A 24024-nucleotide genomic window follows, 5' to 3' on the forward strand; every position below is an offset into this window, starting at 1 on the left:
GCGGGCGACCCCGGCGACGGGCGGCTCCCGGCGGCGGGCCCGGCCAAACTACAGTATCGAGAGGATGACTTTGCGAACCGGTATGTTTTCGAAACGTGTGGCGTGCGCGCTGGCGCTGGCAATGACCTTGGGTGTCGGCGTAGCGCATGCGCAGGAAGCCAGGATCGCTGCGGTGAATTCGGACCGTATCCTGCGCGAATCGGCTGCCGCGAAGGCCGCGCAGGTCAAGCTCGAGGCCGAGTTCGCCAAGCGTGACAAGGATCTGGCCGACATGGCGCAGAAGCTGAAGTCGATGTCCGATTCGCTCGACAAGAACGGCGCGTCGATGTCGGCCGCCGATCGCGCACAGAAGCAGCGCGATCTGTCGCAGCTGGATACCGACTTCCAGCGCAAGCAACGCGAGTTCCGCGAAGACCTGAACCAGCGCCGCAATGAGGAGCTGGCGGCGGTGCTCGACCGTGCCAACAAGGTGATCAAGCAGATCGCCGAGGCGCAGCACTACGACCTGATCGTTCAGGAAGCGGTGTACGTGAGCCCGCGCATCGATATTACCGATCAGGTCCTCAAGGCGCTGGCGGCGTCGGGCAACTGAACGCGAAGAGCGGGCCGTGGAACCGGGCCGCGGAACTGACAAGTTGGACTGAACAGCAAGAGACAGGATACGCATGGCATTTACGCTCGAGGACATCGTCCAGCGGTTCGGCGGTGAAGTAGTCGGAGACGGTTCGCAGCGCGTCGGCAGTCTGGCGCCGCTCGACCAGGCAGGCCCGAACCAGCTGGCGTTCCTCGCCAATCCGAAGTACCTGTCGCAGGTCGAGACGACCCGTGCGGGCGCGGTATTGATCAATGCCGACGACCTCGCCAGGCTCGCCTCCCGCAACGGTCGTAACTTCATCGTCACGCCGAATCCGTACGCTTACTTCGCGCGCGTCGCGCAAACCTTCATCGACCTGGCCGCGCCGAAGGCAGTGCCCGGCGTGCATGCCAGCGCGGCGGTCGATCCGTCGGCGCAGATTGCCGCGAGCGCAGTGATCGGCCCGCACGTCACAGTCGAGGCGGGCGCGGTGATCGGCGAGAACGTGCGGCTGGACGCGAGCGTGTTTATCGGCCGCGGCACACAGATCGGCGCGGGTTCCCATCTGTATCCGAATGTTGCGGTGTACCACGGCTGCAAGCTCGGCGAGCGCGTGATCGTGCACGCGGGCGCGGTGATCGGTTCGGACGGTTTCGGCTTCGCGCCGGACTTCGTCGGCGACGGCGATGCGCGTACCGGCAGCTGGGTGAAGATTCCACAGGTCGGCGGCGTGTCGATCGCGGCGGACGTGGAAATCGGCGCGAACACAACGATCGATCGCGGCGCCATGGCCGACACGATCATCGAAGAGTGCGTGAAGATCGACAACCTCGTACAGATCGGCCACAACTGCAAGGTCGGTGCCTACACGGTGATCGCCGGTTGCGCGGGTATCGCCGGGAGCACGACCATCGGCCGCCATTGCATGATCGGCGGCGCGGTCGGCATCGCCGGGCATGTCACGCTGGCCGACTATGTGATCGTCACGGCGAAGTCGGGCGTCTCGAAGTCGCTGTTGAAGCCAGGCCTGTATACCAGCGCTTTCCCGGCCGTGAACCATGCGGACTGGAACAAGAGCGCCGCTTTGCTGCGTAACATCGACAAACTGCGTGGCCGTATCAAGGCACTCGAAGCGGCCGCCGCGACCGATGGATCGGTCAAGGCGGCGAGCAATTCCGCGGGCGATAAAGCCTGAGATATCAGAGCAACTCGCAGAATAACCCGCAGGGCAACCTGCCGGCACCGCGTAAAATGGCGGGCAAGCATCAGGAAGCAAGTCGGTTGCCGTGACCAGGTGGCATGGCCGCCGGGTCACGGCAAGCGGCGGCAGCACGCGTTACCAACCCACCTGCACCAGCATCCGCAGTCATCATCGCGCAGTCAATGCGTGAGCAGAAACACCATGAGCACCGAAAAAATCAATCTCGACATTCATAAGATTCTCACGCTGCTGCCTCATCGTTACCCGATCCTGCTGGTTGATCGGGTGCTCGAACTTGAACCGCACAAGAGCATCAAAGCGTTGAAGAACGTGTCGATCAATGAGCCGTATTTCCAGGGTCACTTTCCGACCCGTCCGGTAATGCCCGGCGTGCTGATTCTCGAGGCGCTCGCGCAAACGGCAGCGTTGCTGACGTTTTCGGAAGAGCCGAGCGATCCGTCGAACACGCTGTATCTGTTCGTGGGCATTGACAACGCACGCTTCAAGCGCGTGGTCGAACCGGGCGATCAGCTGATCCTGAACTGCACATTCGAGCGTCATATGCGCGGCATCTGGAAGTTCAAGGCGCGCGCCGAGGTGGATGGCGCCGTGGCGGCGGAAGCCGACCTGATGTGCGCGGTGCGGCACACGGACAGCGACGCTTAATTTAGCGTCGGGCAGTCAGCGGCTTTTCGTGAGCCCTGCAAGCCCGCCCAAGCCCATCCAGACAACGCAACAGAATCAGAAGCGAGGACGCATGAGCAGGATTCATCCCACTGCGATCGTCGAACCGGGCGCGCAACTCGACGAATCCGTCGAAATCGGACCGTATGCCGTGATCGGCGCACATGTGACGATCGGCGCACGGACCACGGTCGGTTCGCACAGCGTGGTCGAAGGTCACACGACTCTCGGCGAAGACAACCGGATCGGCCACTACGCATCGGTCGGCGGCCGTCCGCAGGACATGAAGTACAAGGACGAGCCGACCCGGCTCGTGATCGGCAACCGCAATACGATCCGTGAATTCACCACGATCCACACCGGCACGGTGCAGGACGCGGGCGTCACCACGCTGGGCGACGACAACTGGATCATGGCGTACGTGCACATCGGTCACGACTGCCACGTCGGCAGCAACGTCATTCTGTCGAGCAATGCGCAGATGGCCGGCCACGTGACGATCGGCGACCACGCGATTATTGGCGGCATGTCGGGTGTGCATCAGTTCGTACGCATCGGTGCGCACTCCATGCTCGGCGGTGCGTCGGCGCTGGTGCAGGACATTCCGCCGTTCGTGATCGCGGCCGGCAACAAGGCCGAACCGCACGGCATCAACGTCGAAGGTTTGCGCCGCCGCGGCTTCTCGCCGGACGCGATCTCGGCGCTGCGTTCGGCGTACCGGCTGCTCTACAAGAACGGCTTGTCGCTGGAAGAAGCGAAGCTGCAGTTGTGCGAACTCGCATCCGCGGGTGGCGATGGCGATGCGCCGGTGCAAACGCTGCTCGCGTTCGTCGAAGCGTCGCAGCGCGGCATCATCCGCTAACCGATGGCATTGCAACCGAGTCCGCTGCGCGTCGCGATGGTGGCCGGCGAGCCGTCCGGCGACCTGCTGGCGGCGTCGCTCCTCGACGGCCTCGCGAGCCGTCTGCCTGCCGCCACCCATTACTATGGGATCGGCGGTCCGCGCATGATCGCCACGGGTTTCGACGCGCATTGGCCAATGGAGAAGCTGACGGTGCGCGGCTATGTCGAAGCACTGCGGCACATCCCCGAAATTCTCGGCATCCGCAACGAACTGAAGCGCCAACTGCTGGCTGAGCCGCCGTCAGTGTTCGTGGGCGTGGATGCACCCGATTTCAACTTTGGCCTCGAACACCCGCTGCGCGATGCGGGCATTCCGACCGTTCACTTCGTCTGCCCGTCGATCTGGGCCTGGCGCGGCGGCCGGATCAAGAAGATTGCCAAAGCGGTCGATCATATGCTGTGCGTGTTCCCGTTCGAAACGGCGCTGCTGGAAAAGGCGGGCGTCGCGGCATCGTACGTGGGCCACCCGCTGGCGGATGAAATTCCGTTCGAACCGGATACGCTCGGCGCACGCCGCACGCTCGGCCTGCCGGAAAGCGGTCCCATCATCGCGGTGCTGCCGGGTAGCCGGCGCTCGGAAATCGATCTGATCGGTCCGACGTTCTTCGCCGCGATGGAGATGATGCAGCACCAGGAACCCGGTTTGCGTTTCGTGATGCCGGCGGCGACGCCCGCACTGCGCGAGATGCTGCGGCCGCTGGTCGATGCGCACCCCGGTCTCGCACTGACGATTACCGACGGCCAGTCGCAACTCGCGATGACCGCTGCGGACGCGATCCTCGTCAAGAGCGGCACCGTGACACTGGAAGCCGCGCTGCTGAAAAAGCCGATGGTGATCTCGTACAAGGTGCCCTGGCTGACCGGCCAGATCATGCGCCGGCAAGGCTATCTGCCGTACGTCGGCTTGCCGAATATTCTGGCCGGGCGTTTCGTGGTGCCGGAAATTCTCCAGCATTTCGCTACGCCCCAGGCGCTCGCCGAGGCCACGCTGAAGCAGTTGCGCGACGAGGCCAACCGGCGCACGCTGACGGAAATCTTCACGGAGATGCATCACGTGCTGAAGCAGAACACCGCGCAGCGTGCGGCGGAAGTCGTGGCGAGCGTCATCGAAACGCGCAAGGCGCGGCCGTGACCTCGGCACGCGCACCACGCCGTAAAGCTGCGACCGTCGCCGGGGCGGCGGAGCAGGCCGGCTTGGACTTCGAAACGCCGGATGAGATCATCTGCGGCGTCGACGAAGCAGGACGCGGCCCGTTGGCCGGTCCGGTTGTCGCGGCTGCGGTGATTTTCGATCCGTCCAGGCCGATGATTCGCGGGCTCGACGATTCGAAAGCGCTTACCGCCAAAAGGCGCGACAAACTGTACGACAAGATTGTCGACCGGGCGCTCGCGTACTGCATCGCGTCCGCAAGCGTCGAGGAAATCGATAGGCTGAACATCCTGCACGCCACGATGCTGGCGATGAAGCGCGCGGTCGAAGGTTTGTCGGTGGTGCCGACGCTCGTGAAAATCGACGGCAATCGTTGCCCGACGCTGAGCATTCGCAGTGAGGCGATCATCGGTGGCGATGCGCTGGTCAAATCCATTTCGGCGGCGTCGATCCTCGCGAAAGTCACGCGCGACCGGATGCTGCTCGAACTGCATCAGACCTATCCCGTCTACGGCTTTGACGCACACTCCGGCTACGGCACACCGCAGCATCTCGCGGCGCTGCGCGAGCATGGACCGTGCGAGCATCATCGGCGATCGTTTGCGCCGGTGCGGGAAGCGTATTTGCGATTCGGCGCGGGCGTCCCGCAGCGCTCGGGCGACGTCATCGTCGTGCCGGGCAGGATCAACGACACCATGCTCGACGACGACGCTTTCGGCGAATGCACCGGCGCCTGAGCGCCGTTGCCTCGCGCGTCGCCAACTCTTTCCCCATTCTCACTGTCTTCGCTGCCTGTGAAAGCCATCACCTCGCGGGACAATCCGCTCTATAAGCGCCTCAAGGCATTGGCCGGCTCGACGCATCAGCAGCGTCGCAGCGGTCATGCGTTGCTCGAAGGCTTCCATCTCGCGAGCGCGTATCTCGACGTCGCCGGGCAGCCGGAAATGTGCATCGTCACGGACGGCGCGTTACGTCACGACGAAGCGCAGGCAATCGTGTCGCGCATCGACGAGAATCGGATCATCACGCTGCCGGATGCATTGTTCGGTCAGTTGTCGAATGTGGTGCACGGCGTGGGGATCTTGCTGCTGGTCGAAAAGCTCGACACGCCGTTGCCGGATCAGGTGACGCAAACCTGCCTCGTACTCGATGGCGTGCAGGACGCCGGCAACGTCGGCTCGATTCTGCGCAGCGCGGCGGCCGCGGGTATTCAACAGGTGTTTTGCGCGCCGGGCACGGCGTACGCGTGGTCATCGAAGGTGTTGCGCTCGGGCATGGGCGCGCATTTCCTGCTGCAGATTCATGAGGACGTCGAAGCGCAGGCGCTGATCGAGCGACTTGCGGTGCCGGTCGTCATCACGGATTCGCATGGCGCCGAGGCGCTCTACGACTGCGATCTGAGCGGACCGTTGGCGTGGGTGTTTGGTAACGAAGGGGCGGGGGTGTCGCAGACGTGGCGCGATGCGGTCGCGTTGCGGGTGACGATTCCGCAGCCGGGCGGCATGGAATCGCTGAATGTGGCAGCGGCGGCGGCTGTCTGCGTGTTCGAGCAGTGCCGCCAGCAACGCCGCGCGTGAGGTCAGCGCCACGCGCGTGTCGAGACAAGGCCGCGCTCAATAGACCGGCCGGTCCAGCTTGATCTCCTGCAAGATCGTCGTCGCGATCTCTTCGATCGATTTATGCGTCGACGACAACCACTTGACACCTTCGCGCCGCATCATCGCTTCCGCTTCATTGATCTCGTAACGGCAATTTTCCGGCGCGGCGTACTTGCTGCCCGGCCGGCGCTCGTTGCGAATCTCTGAGAGCCGTTGCGGATCGATCGACAAACCGAACATCTTCTGCCGATGCGCCAATAGCGGCGTAGGCAGCTTGCCGCGCTCGAAATCCTCCGGAATCAGCGGATAGTTGGCCGCTTTCACACCGTACTGCATCGCCAGATACAGGCTCGTCGGCGTCTTGCCGCTGCGTGACACGCCCACCAGAATCACATCGGCGTCGGCGAGATTGCGGTTCGATTGACCGTCGTCGTGCGCGAGCGAAAAATTGATCGCCTCGATGCGGTTCTTGTACTCCTCGGTGTCAGCGTTCTGGTGACCGCGGCCCATCGCATGGCTCGACTTCAACTCCAATTCCTGTTCGAGCGGTTCGACGAAGGTCTGGAACATGTCGAGTACGAGCGCATTCGAACCCTTGACGATCTGATTCGACGCGCTGTCCACCAGCGTCGTGAACACGATCGGACGGCGGCCGTCCTGCTGGGTCGCTTCGTTGATCTTTTCGAGCGTGGCGTAGGCTTTGTCGATCGAGTCGACGAAAGGCACGCGAACCAGGCGGAATTTCTGGTCGAACTGGGAGAGGATCGAATGCGCGAAGGTTTCGGCAGTGATCCCGGTCCCGTCAGAGACGATGAATACGGTGGGCGGCATCAGTGGGGCTGGGGAACGTGAGCGGCAAAAAAGCGCTCGAATGAAACATCGCTGCGTTGACGTCGCTGCACGGTGGCTAACCGGAGACTGCAGCGGCGTCGACAGAGCGCGCCGTGGGCACCGCAATAGCGCCCGGGTGCGGCTCGGGCCTCGCAAAAGCCGGTCGGCCGGTCCGGGGCGCGATTCGAGGCGCAATTCTCGTCCGACTGTCACACTTTGAGAGTCGGCACGGTAGAATAGCGGCAACCTGTTGGATAAGCAATTGCAGGCGATTGGCGTCTAACTTGCCTTGAACGGTCGGTCAACGCGTCGCCTTCGGTCGGTAACTTGCGATGAACTCGGTGAATTGACCGGTAAATTCGTTCAACCGCATGCTTCGTCGTGCTTCTTGCGATTTTCAGCGATTGTTTCTCCAACAGGTTGTGCAAGACGCGAGGTCGCGCTTCCTATGAGCGCTCGCGTTCGAGCCCACTTGCACAGCCGTGAATTTCTTTCACACTTAGGGGCTTGTATGACTAACGCAGTTACCGTCGCAAAGGATGAGGCGTATGTAGTTCCGTTCGAGCAGTTGCGGATGACCGATGTGGAAATTGTCGGCGGCAAGAACGCGTCGCTTGGCGAGATGATCAGTCAGCTCGCTCAAGCCGGCGTGCGCGTGCCGACTGGCTTCGCCACTACGGCGCTGGCTTTCCGTGACTTCCTGCATCACAACAATCTGACTGAACGCATCGCCAAACGTCTCGAGACGCTCGACGTCGACGACGTGAAGGCGCTCGCCGAAGCGGGCAAAGAGATCCGTCAATGGATCGTCGATGCGCCGCTGCAGCCGCGTCTCGAAGCGGATATCCGCGCAGGCTTCGACACCCTGCAAAACAGCTCGCCTGAAGAGCTGTCGTTTGCCGTGCGTTCTTCGGCAACGGCAGAAGACTTGCCGGACGCATCGTTCGCGGGTCAGCAGGAAAGCTACCTCAACGTGGTCGGCATCGACGACGTGCTCGATCGCATGAAGCACGTGTTCGCCTCGCTGTATAACGATCGAGCTATTTCCTATCGTGTCCACAAGGGCTTCACCCACGCGGAAGTCGCGTTGTCGGCGGGCGTGCAGCGCATGGTGCGCTCGGACGTCGGCGCGGCGGGTGTGATGTTCACGCTGGACACGGAATCGGGCTTCAAGGATGCGGTCTTCATCACGTCGAGCTACGGTCTGGGCGAAACGGTGGTGCAGGGCGCGGTGAATCCGGACGAGTTCTACGTCTTCAAGACCACGCTCGCTCAAGGCAAGTACCCGATCATCCGCCGTTCGATCGGCTCGAAGCTGATCAAGATGGAATTCACCAAGGCCGGCGAAGAAGGCCGCGTGAAGACTGTCGACGTCGCGCACGAACAGCGCAACCGCTTCTCGATCACCGACGAAGACGTGATCGAACTCGCGAAGTATGCCGTCATCATCGAAAAGCACTACGAGCGTCCGATGGACATCGAGTGGGGCAAGGACGGCCGCGACGGCAAGATCTTCATTCTGCAGGCGCGTCCGGAAACGGTGAAGAGCCAGGCCGCGGGCAAGGCTGAGCAACGCTTCAAGCTGAAGGGCCAATCGAACGTGCTGGCAACCGGCCGCGCGATCGGTCAGAAGATCGGCGCGGGTCCGGTGCGCGTGATTCACGATCCGTCGGAAATGGACCGCGTACAGCCGGGCGACGTGCTGGTGGCCGACATGACCGACCCGAACTGGGAGCCGGTGATGAAGCGCGCTTCGGCGATCGTCACGAACCGTGGCGGCCGTACCTGCCACGCGGCGATCATCGCGCGTGAGCTGGGCGTGCCGGCCGTGGTCGGCTGCGGCGACGCGACCGACGTGCTGAAGGAAGGCGCGCTCGTCACCGTATCGTGCGCGGAAGGCGACGAAGGCAAGATCTACGACGGTCTGCTCGAAACCGAAATTACCGAAGTGCAGCGCGGCGAACTGCCGCCGATTCCGGTGAAGATCATGATGAACGTCGGCAACCCGCAACTCGCGTTCGACTTCTCGCAACTGCCGAACGCAGGCGTGGGCCTGGCACGGCTCGAGTTCATCATCAACAACAACATCGGCGTGCATCCGAAGGCGATTCTCGAGTACCCGAACATCGATCAGGACCTGAAGAAGGCCGTGGAAAGCGTCGCACGCGGTCATGCATCGCCGCGCGCGTTCTATGTCGACAAGCTGACCGAAGGTATCGCGACGATCGCGGCGGCCTTCTATCCGAAGCCCGTGATCGTGCGTCTGTCGGACTTCAAGTCGAACGAGTACAAGAAGCTGATCGGCGGTTCGCGTTACGAGCCGGACGAAGAAAACCCGATGCTGGGCTTCCGTGGCGCGTCGCGCTACATCGCCGAAGACTTCGCTGAGGCGTTCCAGATGGAATGCCTCGCGCTGAAGAAGGTGCGTGAAGAGATGGGCCTCGACAACGTCGAGATCATGGTGCCGTTTGTGCGTACGCTGAAGCAGGCGGAACGCGTGATCGGCCTGCTGGAGAAATTCGGCCTCAAGCGCGGCGAGAAGGGCCTGCGCCTGATCATGATGTGCGAAGTGCCGTCGAACGCGATTCTTGCCGAGGAATTCCTGCAATTCTTCGACGGTTTCTCGATCGGTTCGAACGACTTGACGCAGCTCACGCTCGGCCTCGACCGCGACTCCGGTATGGAATTGCTGGCAGTCGATTTCGACGAGCGCGATCCGGCCGTCAAGTTCCTGCTGAAGCGCGCGATCGACACGTGTCTGCGACTGAACAAGTACGTCGGTATCTGCGGCCAGGGCCCGTCGGATCACCCGGACTTCGCGCAATGGCTGACCGATGAAGGCATCAAGTCGATCTCGCTGAACCCGGACTCGATCGTCGAAACGTGGCAGAAGTTGGCGAAGTCGTCGGCGAAGTAAGCGTTTGAACAGCCGCCGATAAGCGGCTTGCATAACGGGCGGTGCGGTATGTCAACCGCTTGCTGCATCGCCCGGTAAAATGTGCCCGCTTCGTGCTATAAACACCCCGGTAGATCCGGGGTGTTTTGTTTTGTGGAGGTCGACGTGGCGCCAGGTGGATTGTTCTGGTGGATCGGGGCGGGCGTGCTTATCGCGCTGGAGTTGATGAGCGGCACGTTCTATCTGTTGATGATCGCGTTGGGTTTTGTGGCAGCGGCTATTGCGCGCATTGCGGGCGCCGCCGCCGACCTTCAATTCGCGGTCGCCGCCGTGGTGGCGCTAGCGGCCGTGGTGATCTTGCGGCGCTCGGGCTTTGGCCGCAGACCGCGCAAGGAGGCGTCGCGCAACCCGGACGTCAATCTGGATATCGGTCAGACGCTGACCGTGCCCGCCTGGCATGAGCGCCGCGCGCGCGCCAATTATCGCGGCGCGGAATGGGACGTCGAACTGGCCGCTGGCGAGCCCGAAGACGCGCAGGTCTACGAAATTACCCAGTTGCGCGGCAGTTGCCTCGTCGTCGTAGCAAGCAGACGCCCGACGGCGGCCTGATCGTTCACAAGACACACCACACACGCACCATACACTCGCAACTATTCGAACTACGGACGGGAGGGTAGCAATGGATTCGACCATCGTCGGGGCGGTGCTTCTGATCATCGTGATCGTGCTGGCAGCGCAGACGCTCAAGATCGTGCCGCAGCAGCACGCATGGGTGCTGGAGCGGCTCGGCCGCTATCACCGCACGTTGACGCCGGGTTTAAGCTTCGCGTTTCCGTTCGTCGACCGGATCGCTTACAAGCACATCCTCAAGGAAATCCCGCTCGAAGTGCCGAGCCAGGTCTGTATTACGCGCGACAACACGCAGTTGCAGGTGGACGGCGTGCTGTATTTTCAGGTCACCGATCCGATGAAGGCGTCGTATGGGTCGAGCAACTTCGTGTTCGCGATCACGCAATTGTCGCAGACCACACTGCGTTCGGTGATCGGCAAGCTCGAACTCGACAAGACTTTCGAGGAGCGCGACTTCATCAACCACAGCATCGTGTCCTCGCTCGATGAGGCGGCGTCGAACTGGGGTGTGAAGGTATTGCGCTACGAGATCAAGGATTTGACGCCGCCCAAGGAAATTCTCCACGCGATGCAGGCGCAGATCACCGCCGAGCGTGAGAAGCGCGCGTTGATCGCGGCGTCGGAGGGGCGCAAGCAGGAGCAGATCAATATCGCCTCGGGTGGGCGTGAGGCGGCGATCCAGAAGTCGGAGGGCGAGCGGCAGGCGGCGATCAACCAGGCGCAAGGGCAGGCGTCGGCGATTCTGGCGGTGGCTGAAGCCAATTCACAGGCGATTCAGAAGATCGCTGCGGCGATCCAGTCGCACGGCGGGATGGAAGCGGTGAACCTGAAGGTGGCCGAACAGTATGTGAACGCGTTCGCAAACCTGGCAAAGCAGGGCACCACGCTGATCGTGCCGGGCAACCTGGCGGATATGAGTTCGATGATCGCGTCGGCGCTGACGATCGTGAACAAAGGCAAGGGCGTATCGGACGTGCGCTGAGCGCCTCTATCCTTGCCGAAAAAAATGGCCCGCTGAGTGAGCGGGCCATTTTTCGTTGAATCTTGCGTTGGAACACCCGGCAGTCGGCTAACGTAGCCAGCTAACACAGCCGGATAAAGCGCGGCAAATCCGCGCACCGCGCGGCGCCAGTCAAGATCATGTAGGCGAGCGCATCAAGCGCGCCTTTTCGCGTTCCCAATCGCGTTTCTTCTCGGTTTCACGTTTGTCGTGCATCTTCTTGCCCTTCGCCAGCCCGATTTCACATTTGACGCGGCCACCCTTGTAGTGGAAGTTCAGCGGCACAAGCGTATAGCCGCGCTGCTCGACCTTGCCGATCAGTTTGCTGATTTCCTCGCTGTGCAGAAGCAGCTTGCGCGTGCGCACCGGGTCCGGGTGGATGTGGGTGGAGGCCTCGGGCAACGGGCTGATGTGCGTGCCGATCAGGAACAGTTCGTTATCGCGGATGACCACGTAACCTTCCTTGATCTGGCCGCGCCCGGCGCGCAGCGCCTTGACCTCCCATCCTTCGAGCACGAGCCCTGCTTCATAGCGTTCTTCGACCGAGTAGTCGTAGAAGGCTTTTCTGTTGTCGATGATGCTCATGAATGGAAAGTGCCCAACTCGTTTAAAATCACGATTTTAGCAAAGCGGGGCAAGGAAAGCCCGCGGCGCTTGTCCACCCTTGCCACGCGTTGTTCAATTTATGGCAGATGTCCAGAAAACCGTGTTGATCCGCCATTCGGCGGAACAGATGTTCGACCTCGTTACCGACGTCGCCGATTACCCCAATTTCCTGCCTTGGTGCGGGGGAGTCGAAATCCGCCGCCAGGACGAAACCGGCATGGAGGCGAAGATCGATATCAACTTCAAGGGCATCAAGCAGCATTTCGCCACGCACAATAGTATGGAGCGGCCCACGCGTATCGATATGGAATTCGCGGACGGCCCGTTTCGCAAGTTCACCGGCTTCTGGCGTTTCACGCCGCTGCGGGCCGACGCCTGCAAGATCGAATTCGCGTTGCACTACGAATTTACCAGCATCATTCTTGAGAAGATTATCGGGCCGGTGTTCAGCCATATCGCCAACACCTTCGTCGAATCGTTTGTGAAGCGCGCCGATCAGCGCTACGGTAAGGCATGAGCGCGCGCTTGTCGATTGAAGTCTGCTACGCGCTTGCCGACGCGCAAACGCTGATTGCCGTGGAGTTGCCCGAAGGCGCCACGGTGCAGCAGGCGCTCGACGCGAGCGGCATCCTGCAGCGCCACCCGCAGATCGATCTGACGAAGCAGAAGGTCGGCGTGTTCGGCAAGCTCAAGACGCTGGATACGGTGCTCGCCGATCACGATCGGGTTGAGATCTACCGGCCGCTTCTGGTGGATCCGAAGGTGTCACGTCAACGGCGGGTCGAGAAGACCCGCAAGGCGGGCTCGATCGAAGGCCGCCGCTGGCAGAACAAGGATTCGCGTTGAGCGCATCTTGAGGCGGCGCAGCATTCAGGCGCCGACTCACACGCGCACTGACTCACTCGCGTGAACCGTTGCCGTGGCACGGCGCTGGCCGCGCCACAGTTCAATGCGCCGAAACCTGCGCTTTTTCCTCGATCGACGGCTCGCCGGACGAATCGTCGCCGGCATGCTGGCGCACCGACCAGCTCACGCCCGCCACCAGCAGCAGAATCGCCGCTGTTTCCAGCGGACGTGGCAGCCGCTGGTCGTAGATGAACGCGTAGAGCAGTGCAAACAGCGTTTCGAATACGATCAGCTGACCGGACAGCGTCAGCGGCAAGCGCTTTGACGCGGCATTCCACAGGCCATTGCCGAGCCACGAAGCGCCGATCGCGAGAACCAGATTCAGCACCCAGAAAGTGTGCCAGCGATTGTCCGCGAGCGTGCTTTGCAGGCTGCCGGACGGCAACACGGCGACCACCAGCCACAGCGCCGCGCCGAGCGCGCCGGTCACCACACCCCATAGAACCGACCACTCGTTACCGCTGAAGTGCGTCTGACGCTGCAGGTAGCGTGAGTTTTCGACCGCGAACCACGTCCAACAAGCCAGCGCGCCGACCGCGCAGGCGAGGCCGGCCAACTTCGTGACGATGCTCACGGGCGTGCTGTCCGCCACGGTAAACACGTCGACGTTGATGCAGGCGATGCCCGCTATCACCATCATGAGCGGCCACGCGAGGCGTGCGAGCGGCACGGCGCCATGGTCCCGCCGGCCGAGCAGCGTCACCGTGACCGGCAACACGCCGACGATCAGCGATGCCGGCGCGATACCGATCAGGTGGACGGCAGCCGTCAGCAGCAGGTAGTAGAGCAGGTTGCCGGCCAGCGCCAGCTTGACGAGCGCGCCGAGATCCTTGCGGGTCAGGCGTTTGACGAGCGAGCGCGCCATCGGCAGCGCGGCGGCCAGAGACACGATGCCGTACATCGTGTAGCGGCCCGCGCTCAGCAGCAGCGGAGAAAAATCGGGCAACACCCGCGGCACCAGAAACACCATGCCCCATAAGGCTCCGGCCATCACCCCATATGCCACACCGCGCTGCATCGACTGCCCCTGCAAAAAAACTGGAATGGTGCGGAGAATAGCCGGTCGGCGGGCGGCGCGTCTTGTTTGATTCTGCATTCGACCGCATTCAGTGGCTTCAGTGGCGTCTGGTGGCACTCGGTGGCGCATTTCGCCGGTTCGCTGTGGCTCGAGCGCCGGCAAATCCCGGCGCTCGTTCCGTCCGGCGGCCCGTTGCCTACGAACGCGCAAACGAAACCCGATCGAACCCGAGCCGAACGTGGAAGCGAAATCGACGTACCCGAAGTCGCGAAAAAAATCGCCGGAAATTCGCTAAGCTGCTGTTAGTGCAGTGAAAACCGGGGAGGTATCGCGTATAATTCGCTTTTGCGCCTATAGGATTTGCCATGCGTCTGATCCAAACAGCACTCACGTTCGATGACGTGCTCCTCGTCCCGGCCTACTCTGATGTTCTGCCGCGCGATACCAGCCTCAAGACCCGGCTGACCCGCAACATCTCCCTGAATATGCCGCTCGTGTCCGCCGCCATGGACACCGTCACCGAAGCCCGTCTCGCGATCGCGATGGCGCAAATGGGTGGCGTGGGCATCATCCACAAGAATCTCACGCCGGCCGAACAGGCGCGTGAAGTTGCCAAGGTCAAGCGTTTCGAATCGGGCGTCGTGCGCGATCCGATCACGGTGCCGCCGCAAATGAAGGTGCGCGATGTCATCGCGCTGTCGCAACAGCATGGCATTTCCGGCTTCCCGGTCGTCGAAGGCGCGCAGCTGATCGGTATCGTCACGAACCGCGACTTGCGTTTTGAAGAGCGTCTGGACGAGCCGGTACGCAACATCATGACGCCGCGCGAGCGCCTCGTCACCGTCAAGGAAGGCACGCCGCTCGCCGAAGCCAAGGCGCTGATGCACAGCCACCGCCTCGAGCGCGTGCTGGTGATCAACGACGCCTTCGAACTGCGCGGCCTGATGACCGTCAAGGACATCACCAAGCAAACCGAACACCCGGACGCCTGTAAAGACGAACACGGCAAGCTGCGCGCGGGCGCGGCGGTCGGCGTGGGCGAAGACAACGAAGAGCGCGTGGCGCTGCTGGTGCAGGCAGGCGTTGACGTGATCGTCGTCGATACCGCGCACGGCCACAGCAAGGGCGTTCTCGAGCGCGTCAAGTGGGTCAAGCAGAACTTCCCGCACGTCGAAGTGATCGGCGGCAACATCGCCACCGCCGCGGCGGCGAAGGCGCTGGTCGAGTACGGCGCGGACGGCGTGAAGGTCGGTATCGGCCCGGGCTCGATCTGCACGACGCGGATCGTCGCCGGTGTGGGCGTGCCGCAGGTTACCGCGATCGCCAACGTCTCTGAAGCGCTGAAGGGCACCGGCGTGCCGGTCATCGCCGACGGTGGCGTGCGCTTCTCGGGCGACGTCAGCAAGGCGCTGGCAGCGGGCGCAAATGCCGTGATGATGGGCAGCATGTTCGCCGGTACTGAAGAAGCGCCGGGCGACGTGTTCCTGTATCAAGGCCGCCAGTACAAGTCGTACCGTGGCATGGGTTCGGTCGGCGCGATGAAGGACGGCGCGGCGGACCGCTACTTCCAGGACAACTCCGCGAACATCGACAAGCTGGTGCCGGAAGGCATCGAAGGCCGCGTCGCCTACAAGGGCTCGGTCAACGCGATCCTGTTCCAGCTGATCGGCGGCGTGCGCGCCAGCATGGGCTACTGCGGTTGCCGCACGATCTCGGAGATGAACGACAAGGCCGAGTTCGTGCAGATCACGGGCGCGGGCTTGCGCGAGTCGCATGTGCATGACGTGCAGATCACCAAGGAAGCGCCCAACTACCACGTGGACTAAACGCCAATGAAGCCATTGCTGCGCGCTGTACTCATCATCGATGCCTTGCTGTTGCTCGCGTTCGGCCTGCTGTTTCTGCTGACGCCGTGGACTTCGCTGTACAACGCGCTGCAACTGGTGCAAACCCAGCCGGCTTTGGCCGGCCAGGGGTTTGGCGTTGCGCTGATCGGGCTGGCGTGGCTGGCGTTGCACGCGTCGATCGACGGTGCGCTGACGTCGACGGTCGCCAAGGTCGTCGGGCATGTGAACTGGCTGACCGGCGTGCTGATGCTGGTCTGGCTGGTTGGCTTGCATACGCCTGCGCTGACTGGCTTCGGGCAGATCGTCGCGGTGTTGACCGGTGTGGTGCTGCTGCTGATCGGCCTTGGCGGTGTGCGTTTGTCAGGCGCGGTGAGGCGTCGCGAGAAGGGGCGGCTGGCTGAGGCCGCTGTTGCCGGGCGCGCTGAACGGCAAGCCGCGAAAGATGCGGCCAGAGATGCCGGCAACAAACGTGAACCCGGCCGCGTGACGGCTGGCGTTCCTGTCTATCCCGCCGAGCCGGTGGTCGAGCCAGTCTTGCCGGCGACGCGCCCCGTCAGTCCAGTTTCGGCCGCGCAGGTTCATCAGGTAGTCGGCGAACCCGGTCTGACGGCGTCCGAACGAACTGCGCGCGACGAGGCCCGCAACGCAGCCGCCGATACGCCCGGCGCGCCCCGGCCGCCGTTTCATGGCTGACGCGCCGAGCGCCACACCGTCTGCCGAAGCTACCGGAAATCGTTCGCGCGTGCCGCCAGTGAGTGCCTGCGGCGCCGGACGTCCCAGCGTGCTTCAACGTTGCGCTTTACGCGCGATGGTCCTCCACGTGGACCGCTTTGAATTCAACGCCGCGCTTCGTGCGCGGCATCCCGTATCCGTTCACTTTTGACTCCGTCCGCTGCCATGCACGACAAGATCCTGATCCTCGACTTCGGTTCGCAAGTCACCCAACTGATTGCACGTCGCGTTCGCGAAGCCAACGTGTATTCGGAAATTCATCCGTACGACGTCGACGCGTCGTTCATTCGCGACTTTGCGCCCAAGGGCGTGATCCTGTCCGGCGGCCCGAGCTCGGTCACCGAGACGGAAGCGCCGCGCGTGCCGCAAGCGGTGTTCGAACTCGGCGTGCCGGTGCTCGGCATCTGCTACGGCATGCAGGCGATGGCCGAGCAGCTCGGCGGCAAGGTCGATATGGGCCACCTGCGCGAGTTCGGTTATGCCGAAGTGCGCGCGCGCAACCATACGAGCCTGCTCGAGGGCATCAGCGATTTCACCACGCCGGAAGGTCACGGCATGCTGAAAGTGTGGATGAGCCACGGCGATAAAGTGCTGGAAATGCCGCCGGGCTTCGCGCTGATGGCGTCGACGGAATCTTGCCCGATCGCGGCGATGGCCGACGAAAAGCGCCATTTCTACGGTCTGCAATGGCACCCGGAAGTCACGCACACCGTGCAGGGCCGAGCGATGCTCGAGCGCTTCGTGCTGCAGATTTGCGCCGCCAGGCCTGACTGGGAAATGGGTCATTACATCGACGAAGCGGTCGCGAAGATTCGCGAGCAGGTCGGCAATGAGCACGTGATTCTGGGCTTGTCGGGCGGCGTGGATTCGTCGGTGGCCGCGGCGTTGTTGCATCGCGCGATCGGCGATCAGCTGACCTGTGTGTTTGTCGATCACGGCCTCTTGCGCCTGAACGAAGCCGAGCAGGTAATGGCGACCTTTGCCGATCACCTCGGCGTGAAGGTGATTCACGTCGACGCGAGCGAAGTGTTCCTTTCGAAGCTGGCCGGCGTGACCGACCCGGAAGCGAAGCGCAAGATCATCGGCGCGGAATTCGTCGAAGTGTTCCAGACCGAAGCCGGCAAGCTCACCGACGCCAAGTGGCTGGCGCAAGGCACGATCTATCCGGACGTGATCGAATCGGCCGGCAAGGGAAAGAAGGCGACGCAGACGATCAAGAGCCACCACAACGTCGGTGGCCTGCCTGAGACGCTGAATCTGAAGCTGCTCGAGCCGCTGCGCGAACTGTTCAAGGACGAAGTGCGCGAACTCGGCGTCAAGCTCGGTTTGCCGCCGGCGATGGTGTATCGCCATCCGTTCCCGGGCCCGGGTCTGGGCGTGCGGATTCTCGGCGAAGTGCGCCGCGATTTCGCCGACCTGCTGCGTCGCGCGGATGCGATTTTCATCGAGACGCTGCGCACCTTCATCGACAAGGACACCGGCAAGTCCTGGTACGATTTGACGAGCCAGGCGTTTGCCGTGTTTCTGCCGGTGAAGAGTGTCGGCGTGATGGGCGACGGCCGCACTTATGAGTACGTCGTTGCGCTGCGCGCCGTGCAGACGCTGGACTTCATGACCGCGCATTGGGCGCATCTGCCGCATGAATTGCTGGGGCATGTGTCGAACCGGATCATCAACGAAGTGCGCGGGATCAACCGGGTGGTGTACGACATTTCGGGTAAGCCGCCGGCGACGATCGAGTGGGAGTAGGGGCTCTTGAAATTCCCTTTTGAATCAATGACTTGTGATGGTCGATAAATCACGCGTGCCCGATTCTAAATTGCCGAGCGCAGGTCCGTAAGTCCTTGATCGCTAGGGGGATTGTCAACCTGCGCCTGCGCCCTGTGTGGAGGCCGAGCAACCGTCATTTGACGGTATTTCTGACGGTATGTGCGGGCGGCATGCGGATGGGCTTGCTTGATACCGTCAGCGGTGCCGACGGCATCCTTGACTTGTTAAAGCCATGCGCTTTGACGCTTAGCCGTCCAAGCCGCCAGTGGATGCAGCCTTGATGCCAATGGCGCCAGCATGGAGTTGCTCAGTGCCCAGCGCCTCCTGAGGCAGCCACATGCCCGCAGACCAAACTGCTTCTAGTTTCGCGGCCAGCTCTGCGCCGAGCCAGGCAGCCGCCAGTCCTGTTAAATAGGTTGCACACTCGGGTTTTTCACGCCGCACACCGTTCGTAAGCAACCAGCGGTACAACGGGAGCGCCGCAGAAACGGTCGGATAGCCTGGCTCGACGGAACGGTTGAAGTCCAGCGGAATCGACAAGCCCTTCGGGTCCAGGTCGCCGAAGTACTCCGCTGAAGAAGCTCCTGTTTCTTGCATCGCTTGGCGCAATGCTCGCCCAGTGAGCCTGAAGTTTTCACCTCCGCCATAGATGACCGCCGTGTATCGTCGCGTGGCCTCGTTCCATTCGGTGAAGCTCCAGTACGTGTTGTGGTTTTCGACAACGAGTACGGACTTGCCAGGCGCACCAACCTCGCGATACGGCAGCGGCTGGGGCACCCGGAAGCAACCGATGACGGAGATTGGAAGCCGCCCACCAAAGAGGAAGTCTCCGGTACACATGTTGTCGAGCCGCTTCTCGTCGCCGAAGATTTCCAAGGAACGCTCCTTGATTGGAACCGAGGAGAAAGCCCCTCGGCGTCGGAGTAGGAAGTCATTGATGGGCCGTAGCGCTGACAACTGCGATGGCCTCAACTCCGGCCAGAACCCCAGCTCCGGCGCCCAGATCACGTCGGCATGGTTGACAGAAGCCTTGGAGCGAGGTGAGCTATTCAACGTGACCCAAAGTGGAAGAGCGGGCGAGCCAGCCTGTTCCCAACTTCTGGTAGCCGGCAGCGAGATGGCACCGTCAGCTTCCAGCTCCTTCAGCGCCCTCAGCAGCAGCACACCACGGTCTGGGCTGTTCTGGACATCTGGGTACAGCGAGAAGTAGTGCCGGCGCAGCTCGTCGAGTGGCACACGCTTGCGCGGCGATGACAGCAGCGCTTCAAGGAACTCGCTCAATCCGTCAACTCCTCGGGCAGGTTGTTGAGCTTCAGGTTCGCGAACTCGAGGTGCCAGCGTCTTGTCTTGCTGTTCTGTCCGGCGCGGCGCAGGCGGATGAATCGCTGGAACTCGCCGAGAGCGTTGAAGTCCTGAAGCGCCGTGGCGAATATCAATTGGACGTTCATGGCCTCGGCCAGCAGCCGTTGGGCGCGCCACATGGCGGGGCTGGTGGCCTTCGCGAACGGGTTGTCGAGGATGAGCGGCCCACCGGCAATGCGATATACCTGCGCGTGGTTCTCAGCCCGCAACTGGTTGATAACCAGGTATAGGAACATCGCCATGACGACGCCTTCGCCACCGGAGTTCGAAACCCGCTCAACCGGTACGTACTGCTCTGTCTCCTCGATGGACATCTTCAGGACTTGCAGTCCTAGCGGACGCCCATAAACGCGCGCCACAGCGTCGGCGATGAGGTCTGTACCGCGCGGAGGGAACACGTTTGTATCAACCAACGTGTCGAGGTAGGCGCTGAGAGTCAGGCGTCGCGTCTCGACTGGCACCGAGCCGAAGTTTGCCCGCATCTTCAGGACTTGCTTGCCACCGACGTATGGGGCACCCACCGGCACTGACTTGTCCTTGCTCGTCGCGCGATTCAGCGTCGTGATGGCCGAGCGGACGACGGCGAGAACCTCCTCGACGCAGGCATCGAAGTCAGCTTGCATCGACCGTAGCGTTGCCTCGGTCGTCGCGATGCGGTCGTCCAGATGCTCTAGGAGCCGTTTCGCGTCCGTACACGCCGCACCGAACTCGTTGGCGACCATCTGCTGCGCGACATCGGGGTCGACCTCGCGGAACGACTGCTCCGACGCAGCCGCCTTGAGGAGGTCGAAGGCAGCGCGGGCCTTGGTCTGCAGTTTGCTGACACCTTGGTTCTTCCCCGTGTAGTTCTTTAGCAGGGCGTTGACTTGGTTGCTGGCGTCGGCCTCGAGAACCAGACTGTCGGGGTCCGGCACCTCTAAGGTCATTCCCACTTGGGCGCCGATTTCCGCTGCAATGAGCACTGGGTTGGGCTTGTCTTCAAACCCCATGCTGCTGCGCAGCAGCTCCTCAACCTTACCGTCGGCCTCCGCGTCCGTGCGCTTCCGATTGGCTCGGTCCGCGGCTTGGTTCGCGGCTTCGTTGGCCGCACGCATCCGTTCCAACGCCGCGATCACGCGGTTCTCGGCCTCAGCCATGAGAGCGGCCAGAGCATCCAGGTCCAAAGCCTCGTGAGCAGGTACCGCGGGGCCAAGGTTCGTCTTGTTTGAGTCCAACCACTTTCTTGACTCGCCGTTCACGACCTGCAGATTTGAAGCGGCGTTCACCTGCTCTGGCTTGGCCGCCTCCAGCGCAGTCTCGACGTTGGCCAACGCATCTTCATGGTTCACGTCCAGGAAGGGAGCAAGGTCCGCCATCTGAACACCCTTGTATTCGCGGGTGAACTCCTTGGCCTTGTCCTCGCGGCGCTTTCGAGCATCTTCCAGCTTGTGCGCCAACAGCCCCAATCGCTCGCTCTCTTCGGCCAGATAGGCCGCTTCTGCATCGCTGTAGATGCGGCGCAACGTCTCTACCGGTCGCGGGTTCCGCAACAGCTGTTCGTGAGCCGGATAGTCCTTGTCGTAGTGAGCAACGCCCGCACGCTCTTCGCCCGCGACCTTGAGTTCATGGTCAGTGCTCACGCGCAAACCGTGGTCGCGGTCGTGTTCACCCTGCAGTCGCTCAAGGCCCTCATCGGCTGCGGACTTGCTCTCCTGTGCTGCGGTGATGCTTTGCGCTACATCCGCCAGTCGGCGGACGCGCTCCGCATGGCCGGCTTCGTGTTCGCTCTGGAACGTGCGAACTGCTGCGGAAGATAGAAGTGCAGCCTGGCGTCTCGCATCGGCGGCTTGGGCTTGCAGCTCCAGCCCTTGAGCCTTCTCATCCAGCTCAAGCGAGAGCGATTCGAGGGACTCCGCGCGTGCTGTCGCCGCGGCAGCGTCTTCTTCGAGGGCCACCTTGTCGGCTCGTGCCCGTCCAAGTTTTCCGTCGCCGAATTCCTTCGCATACGTATCCAGCTCGTGGATTGCCTTCAGCGTTTGGTCGTGGCGCTCCCGATACGCGGATCGACGCTCGCTTTCATCAGAGACGCGGGTCTCGAGGTTCGAGCCCAGCTTGGCGGCAGCCTCGATGTTAAAGGCCGAATCGTCCTCGGCAGGGACGACCAGGCGCTCCGCCAGTTGCGCTGCAGGCTCAAGGGTTGTCGCTGATACCACCACAGGACGGGTAGGCCGCCGTGCCTCCCAGGAGACGGCCCTGGCCTTATCAAGTTCCGTGGACGCCACGGAGACGCCGAGGAAGCGTGCGGGGTCGCTGGCGACGAGCGCCCGCGCCTTGGAGGCATCCGGCAGGGCGCGTGAGATGTACTCGCTATAGGCTTTGGCCGAGCGGACCCCTGCCTGTAGAAGTGTCTCGACGACGAGTGCAACGTCTATGCTGTTGCCAGCAACCCCGGTCTCATCAATAGCCTGCTTGGTGGCGCGTAGTTCCGCCAGGCGAACGTCCCCTAGCGATACTTGTTTTGCCGACTCGGAGACGACTTCGCGTAAGCGGGCAGGCAAGGCCGCAGACAGCGGGTCGACGCGGTCGGATTCGACGGCGCTCAGAAGAGCAGGCAACTGTGCCAGGCGTTCGAGCTCGGATTCCCCTCGTGCGATGAACTCGTCGAGTGCTCGGGCCTTGCCAGCCAGCTCGGCTACGCGCACGCGCTCTGCTGCTGCGGCATTCCGATGCTCCCCTGCCTCCTTGGTGCATCTGGCCCTGGACTCTCGATGCACATCTCGCTCCGCAGCTGCGGCCGCGACCAACGCATCGAGTCGCTCGAGCGCCTCCGCAGTTGTCTCCTCGGGCCCGAGAAGGGTCCCATCGACTTCAAGAGATTGCCTCCGACGCGTGTAGGACTCTTCGGCCGCTTGAAGCTTCGAGCGTGCTTCTACCTGACGGAGCTCGTCAGCTTCGGCTTGCGCTCGTTGCTTGCGAAGGGTCGTTCGTTCTTCCTCTCGCGCGGTAGCTCGCTCATCGAGCACTTGGAGCGTTGCCTTCAGTCGCTGCTCTTCGTTGAACAGTGCTCGGCGCAGCAGCGCCCCTTGAATCTTGACGTGGTCCTTCGTCGGTTTGAGATTCGCGCGCTCGGCTTCGGCCAGCGCGTCAAGCTCCTTGAGTTCTTCGTCGACGCCGACGATTTCCTTCTGCAGTCGCGCCGCTCGAATGAGTCGTTCGTCCCGCTCCAACTTCTTCACCTGGCCATCGGCCGCCTCCTTGCGCGCCTTCGCCTGCGTGCTGCGCTTCTGGTGCCAGGCCCAGGTGACCGTCGCCTGCTCCTTCGTGTACAACGTCGAGTCCGCGAGCGCAGCCGAGGCCAGTCCTCGCTGGGTCTGCTCAAACTCCACTTCTCGGTCGTGGTCAAGGCGCAAGGAGACGGCCCGGGCCTGCAAGGCCTGGACCATCTGAGCGCCCCGAATTAGCATCGAGCGCTGCGCGGCAAGCGTCTCAAGGTACAGATGAGCAGACTCGGCGAAAGCGTTCAGTGATGCCCTGAACTTGGTTAGCTCATCACGACGCTTCTGGAACTGAGGCTTGCGGCGATGCTTCTCGCATACCGCAACCACCAGCTTGCGTGCCTCGTCGGCCTTCGTGGTGTCGCTGGTCAGATTCAGGAATTTGCGCAGGAACTCGCCTTCCGTCTTGAAGTCGAGGAAACCCGTGTCGAAACCGCCTTCCTGCGCCGAGAAGTTGACCTGCATGCGCAACATGTCCAGGTCAATGAGACGCTCGTCTTTCAGATGCCGCTGCCACTCCGCTTGGCGGTTGTGGCTGATGAAAACGTCACCCGGGTACTTCTTCTGCTGCGTGTGTAGCCAGCGAGAAAACTCCTGCATGGAGGATGGCGTGGGCTGCGCCAGACCTGGGGCCGGGATGTCTACCAGGCCGAGATCGGCGTGCTCCTCGAATGAAAAGAACATGCGGTCGACTTCCGGTGGCTCGGTGTGCGACCTTACCGCGATCGCCTGGCCGGTCACCAGACGGTAGGGCTTGCCTCCTGCCATTCTGGACGGCATGAGCCATTCAAGGATGATGAAACCAGGCGCGCCATCGTGAGTGAAGTACTGAGAGAACGTGTTGTGCTTGCTCTGGATGTGTTTGAGAAACCTCTCTTGAGCGGTCTCGAAGCACGAGAACACAAGCCCGATGAGCGTGGTCTTGCCGCCGCCATTCTCCAGGTTGACGAGCGTGTCGGTGGGTTGGCCGCTGTCCGGGTCGGTCAGCTCGAAAGTCATCCCTTCGTACCATGCGGTGCGGTATCCGCAGTTGCCCAGGTGAATGCGGGAAATCTTCTGCAT

The 24024-nt window shown here is 62.4% G+C and carries 20 protein-coding genes; 15 read left to right on the forward strand and 5 right to left on the reverse strand.

Annotation, left to right across the window (positions count from 1 at the left end):
* The first annotated feature begins 70 nt into the window (after positions 1-70).
* The 7 genes from WN982_RS08140 (at position 71) to WN982_RS08170 (ending at position 6089) form a co-directional block, all read left to right on the forward strand.
* On the forward strand, positions 71-592 hold the full coding sequence (locus tag WN982_RS08140) for an OmpH family outer membrane protein (protein WP_341315743.1): 522 nt from the start codon (positions 71-73) through the stop codon (positions 590-592).
* A gap of 73 nt (positions 593-665) precedes the next feature.
* On the forward strand, positions 666-1769 hold the full coding sequence (lpxD, locus tag WN982_RS08145) for a UDP-3-O-(3-hydroxymyristoyl)glucosamine N-acyltransferase (RefSeq protein ID WP_341315213.1): 1104 nt from the start codon (positions 666-668) through the stop codon (positions 1767-1769).
* Between the two features lie 207 nt (positions 1770-1976).
* Positions 1977-2441, forward strand: a complete 465-nt coding sequence (fabZ, locus tag WN982_RS08150; protein ID WP_341315214.1) for a 3-hydroxyacyl-ACP dehydratase FabZ — start codon at positions 1977-1979, stop codon at positions 2439-2441.
* Positions 2442-2532: 91 nt separating this feature from the next.
* A complete protein-coding gene (gene lpxA, locus WN982_RS08155) occupies positions 2533-3321 on the forward strand; it encodes an acyl-ACP--UDP-N-acetylglucosamine O-acyltransferase (protein WP_341315215.1) in 789 nt (262 codons plus the stop codon).
* 3 nt (positions 3322-3324) lie between these two features.
* The gene (gene lpxB / locus WN982_RS08160) at positions 3325-4494 is read left to right on the forward strand and encodes a lipid-A-disaccharide synthase (RefSeq protein ID WP_341315216.1); all 1170 of its coding nucleotides are present in this window, start codon (positions 3325-3327) and stop codon (positions 4492-4494) included.
* Entirely contained in the window at positions 4491-5249 is a 759-nt protein-coding gene (gene rnhB / locus WN982_RS08165) for a ribonuclease HII (RefSeq protein ID WP_341315217.1), read from the forward strand. The genes lpxB and rnhB overlap by 4 nt, the downstream gene beginning before the upstream one ends.
* Before the next feature lie 57 nt (positions 5250-5306).
* Positions 5307-6089, forward strand: coding sequence for an RNA methyltransferase (locus tag WN982_RS08170; protein WP_341315218.1), 783 nt, complete (start codon positions 5307-5309; stop codon positions 6087-6089).
* A gap of 36 nt (positions 6090-6125) precedes the next feature.
* Here the strand turns inward: WN982_RS08170 and WN982_RS08175 are convergent, their stop codons facing one another.
* Complete coding sequence (locus WN982_RS08175; protein WP_341315219.1) at positions 6126-6941, reverse strand: pyruvate, water dikinase regulatory protein; 816 nt, start codon at positions 6939-6941, stop codon at positions 6126-6128.
* A gap of 511 nt (positions 6942-7452) precedes the next feature.
* On the opposite strand from WN982_RS08175, the gene ppsA reads away from it, so the two are divergent.
* The 3 genes from ppsA (at position 7453) to WN982_RS08190 (ending at position 11449) form a co-directional block, all read left to right on the forward strand.
* Positions 7453-9858, forward strand: a complete 2406-nt coding sequence (ppsA, locus tag WN982_RS08180) for a phosphoenolpyruvate synthase (RefSeq protein ID WP_341315220.1) — start codon at positions 7453-7455, stop codon at positions 9856-9858.
* Between the two features lie 144 nt (positions 9859-10002).
* Positions 10003-10446 carry an NfeD family protein gene (locus WN982_RS08185; protein WP_341315221.1) on the forward strand — a complete coding sequence of 148 codons (444 nt, stop codon included), beginning with the start codon at positions 10003-10005 and terminating at the stop codon, positions 10444-10446.
* 70 nt (positions 10447-10516) lie between these two features.
* Positions 10517-11449, forward strand: coding sequence for an SPFH domain-containing protein (locus tag WN982_RS08190; RefSeq protein ID WP_341315222.1), 933 nt, complete (start codon positions 10517-10519; stop codon positions 11447-11449).
* A 156-nt stretch (positions 11450-11605) separates the two neighbouring features.
* Here the strand turns inward: WN982_RS08190 and smpB are convergent, their stop codons facing one another.
* The gene (smpB, locus tag WN982_RS08195) at positions 11606-12052 is read right to left on the reverse strand and encodes an SsrA-binding protein SmpB (RefSeq protein WP_341315223.1); all 447 of its coding nucleotides are present in this window, start codon (positions 12050-12052) and stop codon (positions 11606-11608) included.
* Between the two features lie 100 nt (positions 12053-12152).
* Between smpB and WN982_RS08200 the strand changes: the two genes are divergently transcribed.
* Both WN982_RS08200 and WN982_RS08205 read left to right on the forward strand, forming a co-directional pair.
* Positions 12153-12590 (forward strand): type II toxin-antitoxin system RatA family toxin, encoded by a 438-nt coding sequence (locus WN982_RS08200; RefSeq protein WP_341315224.1) that lies wholly within the window; start codon positions 12153-12155, stop codon positions 12588-12590.
* Positions 12587-12919: an RnfH family protein gene (locus WN982_RS08205; protein WP_341315225.1), complete on the forward strand. Its 333-nt coding sequence runs from the start codon at positions 12587-12589 to the stop codon at positions 12917-12919. Before WN982_RS08200 ends, WN982_RS08205 begins: the two co-directional genes overlap by 4 nt.
* Before the next feature lie 100 nt (positions 12920-13019).
* Here WN982_RS08205 and WN982_RS08210 read toward each other — a convergent pair whose 3' ends face one another.
* On the reverse strand, positions 13020-13997 hold the full coding sequence (locus WN982_RS08210; RefSeq protein ID WP_341315226.1) for a DMT family transporter: 978 nt from the start codon (positions 13995-13997) through the stop codon (positions 13020-13022).
* A 365-nt stretch (positions 13998-14362) separates the two neighbouring features.
* Here WN982_RS08210 and guaB point away from each other — a divergent pair, with 365 nt between their 5' ends.
* From guaB to guaA, 3 genes are all read left to right on the forward strand, one after another.
* Positions 14363-15823: an IMP dehydrogenase gene (gene guaB, locus WN982_RS08215; RefSeq protein WP_341315227.1), complete on the forward strand. Its 1461-nt coding sequence runs from the start codon at positions 14363-14365 to the stop codon at positions 15821-15823.
* A 6-nt stretch (positions 15824-15829) separates the two neighbouring features.
* Positions 15830-16537, forward strand: coding sequence for a hypothetical protein (locus WN982_RS08220; protein WP_341315228.1), 708 nt, complete (start codon positions 15830-15832; stop codon positions 16535-16537).
* Between the two features lie 204 nt (positions 16538-16741).
* On the forward strand, positions 16742-18325 hold the full coding sequence (guaA, locus tag WN982_RS08225) for a glutamine-hydrolyzing GMP synthase (protein ID WP_341315229.1): 1584 nt from the start codon (positions 16742-16744) through the stop codon (positions 18323-18325).
* Between the two features lie 267 nt (positions 18326-18592).
* Here the strand turns inward: guaA and WN982_RS08230 are convergent, their stop codons facing one another.
* The gene (locus WN982_RS08230) at positions 18593-19627 is read right to left on the reverse strand and encodes a Wadjet anti-phage system protein JetD domain-containing protein (RefSeq protein ID WP_341315230.1); all 1035 of its coding nucleotides are present in this window, start codon (positions 19625-19627) and stop codon (positions 18593-18595) included.
* On the reverse strand, positions 19624-24024 hold the full coding sequence (locus WN982_RS08235) for a hypothetical protein (RefSeq protein WP_341315231.1): 4401 nt from the start codon (positions 24022-24024) through the stop codon (positions 19624-19626). The genes WN982_RS08230 and WN982_RS08235 overlap by 4 nt, the downstream gene beginning before the upstream one ends.

It is taken from the genome of Paraburkholderia sp. IMGN_8 (assembly GCF_038050405.1).
Classification (GTDB): Bacteria; Pseudomonadota; Gammaproteobacteria; order Burkholderiales; family Burkholderiaceae; genus Paraburkholderia.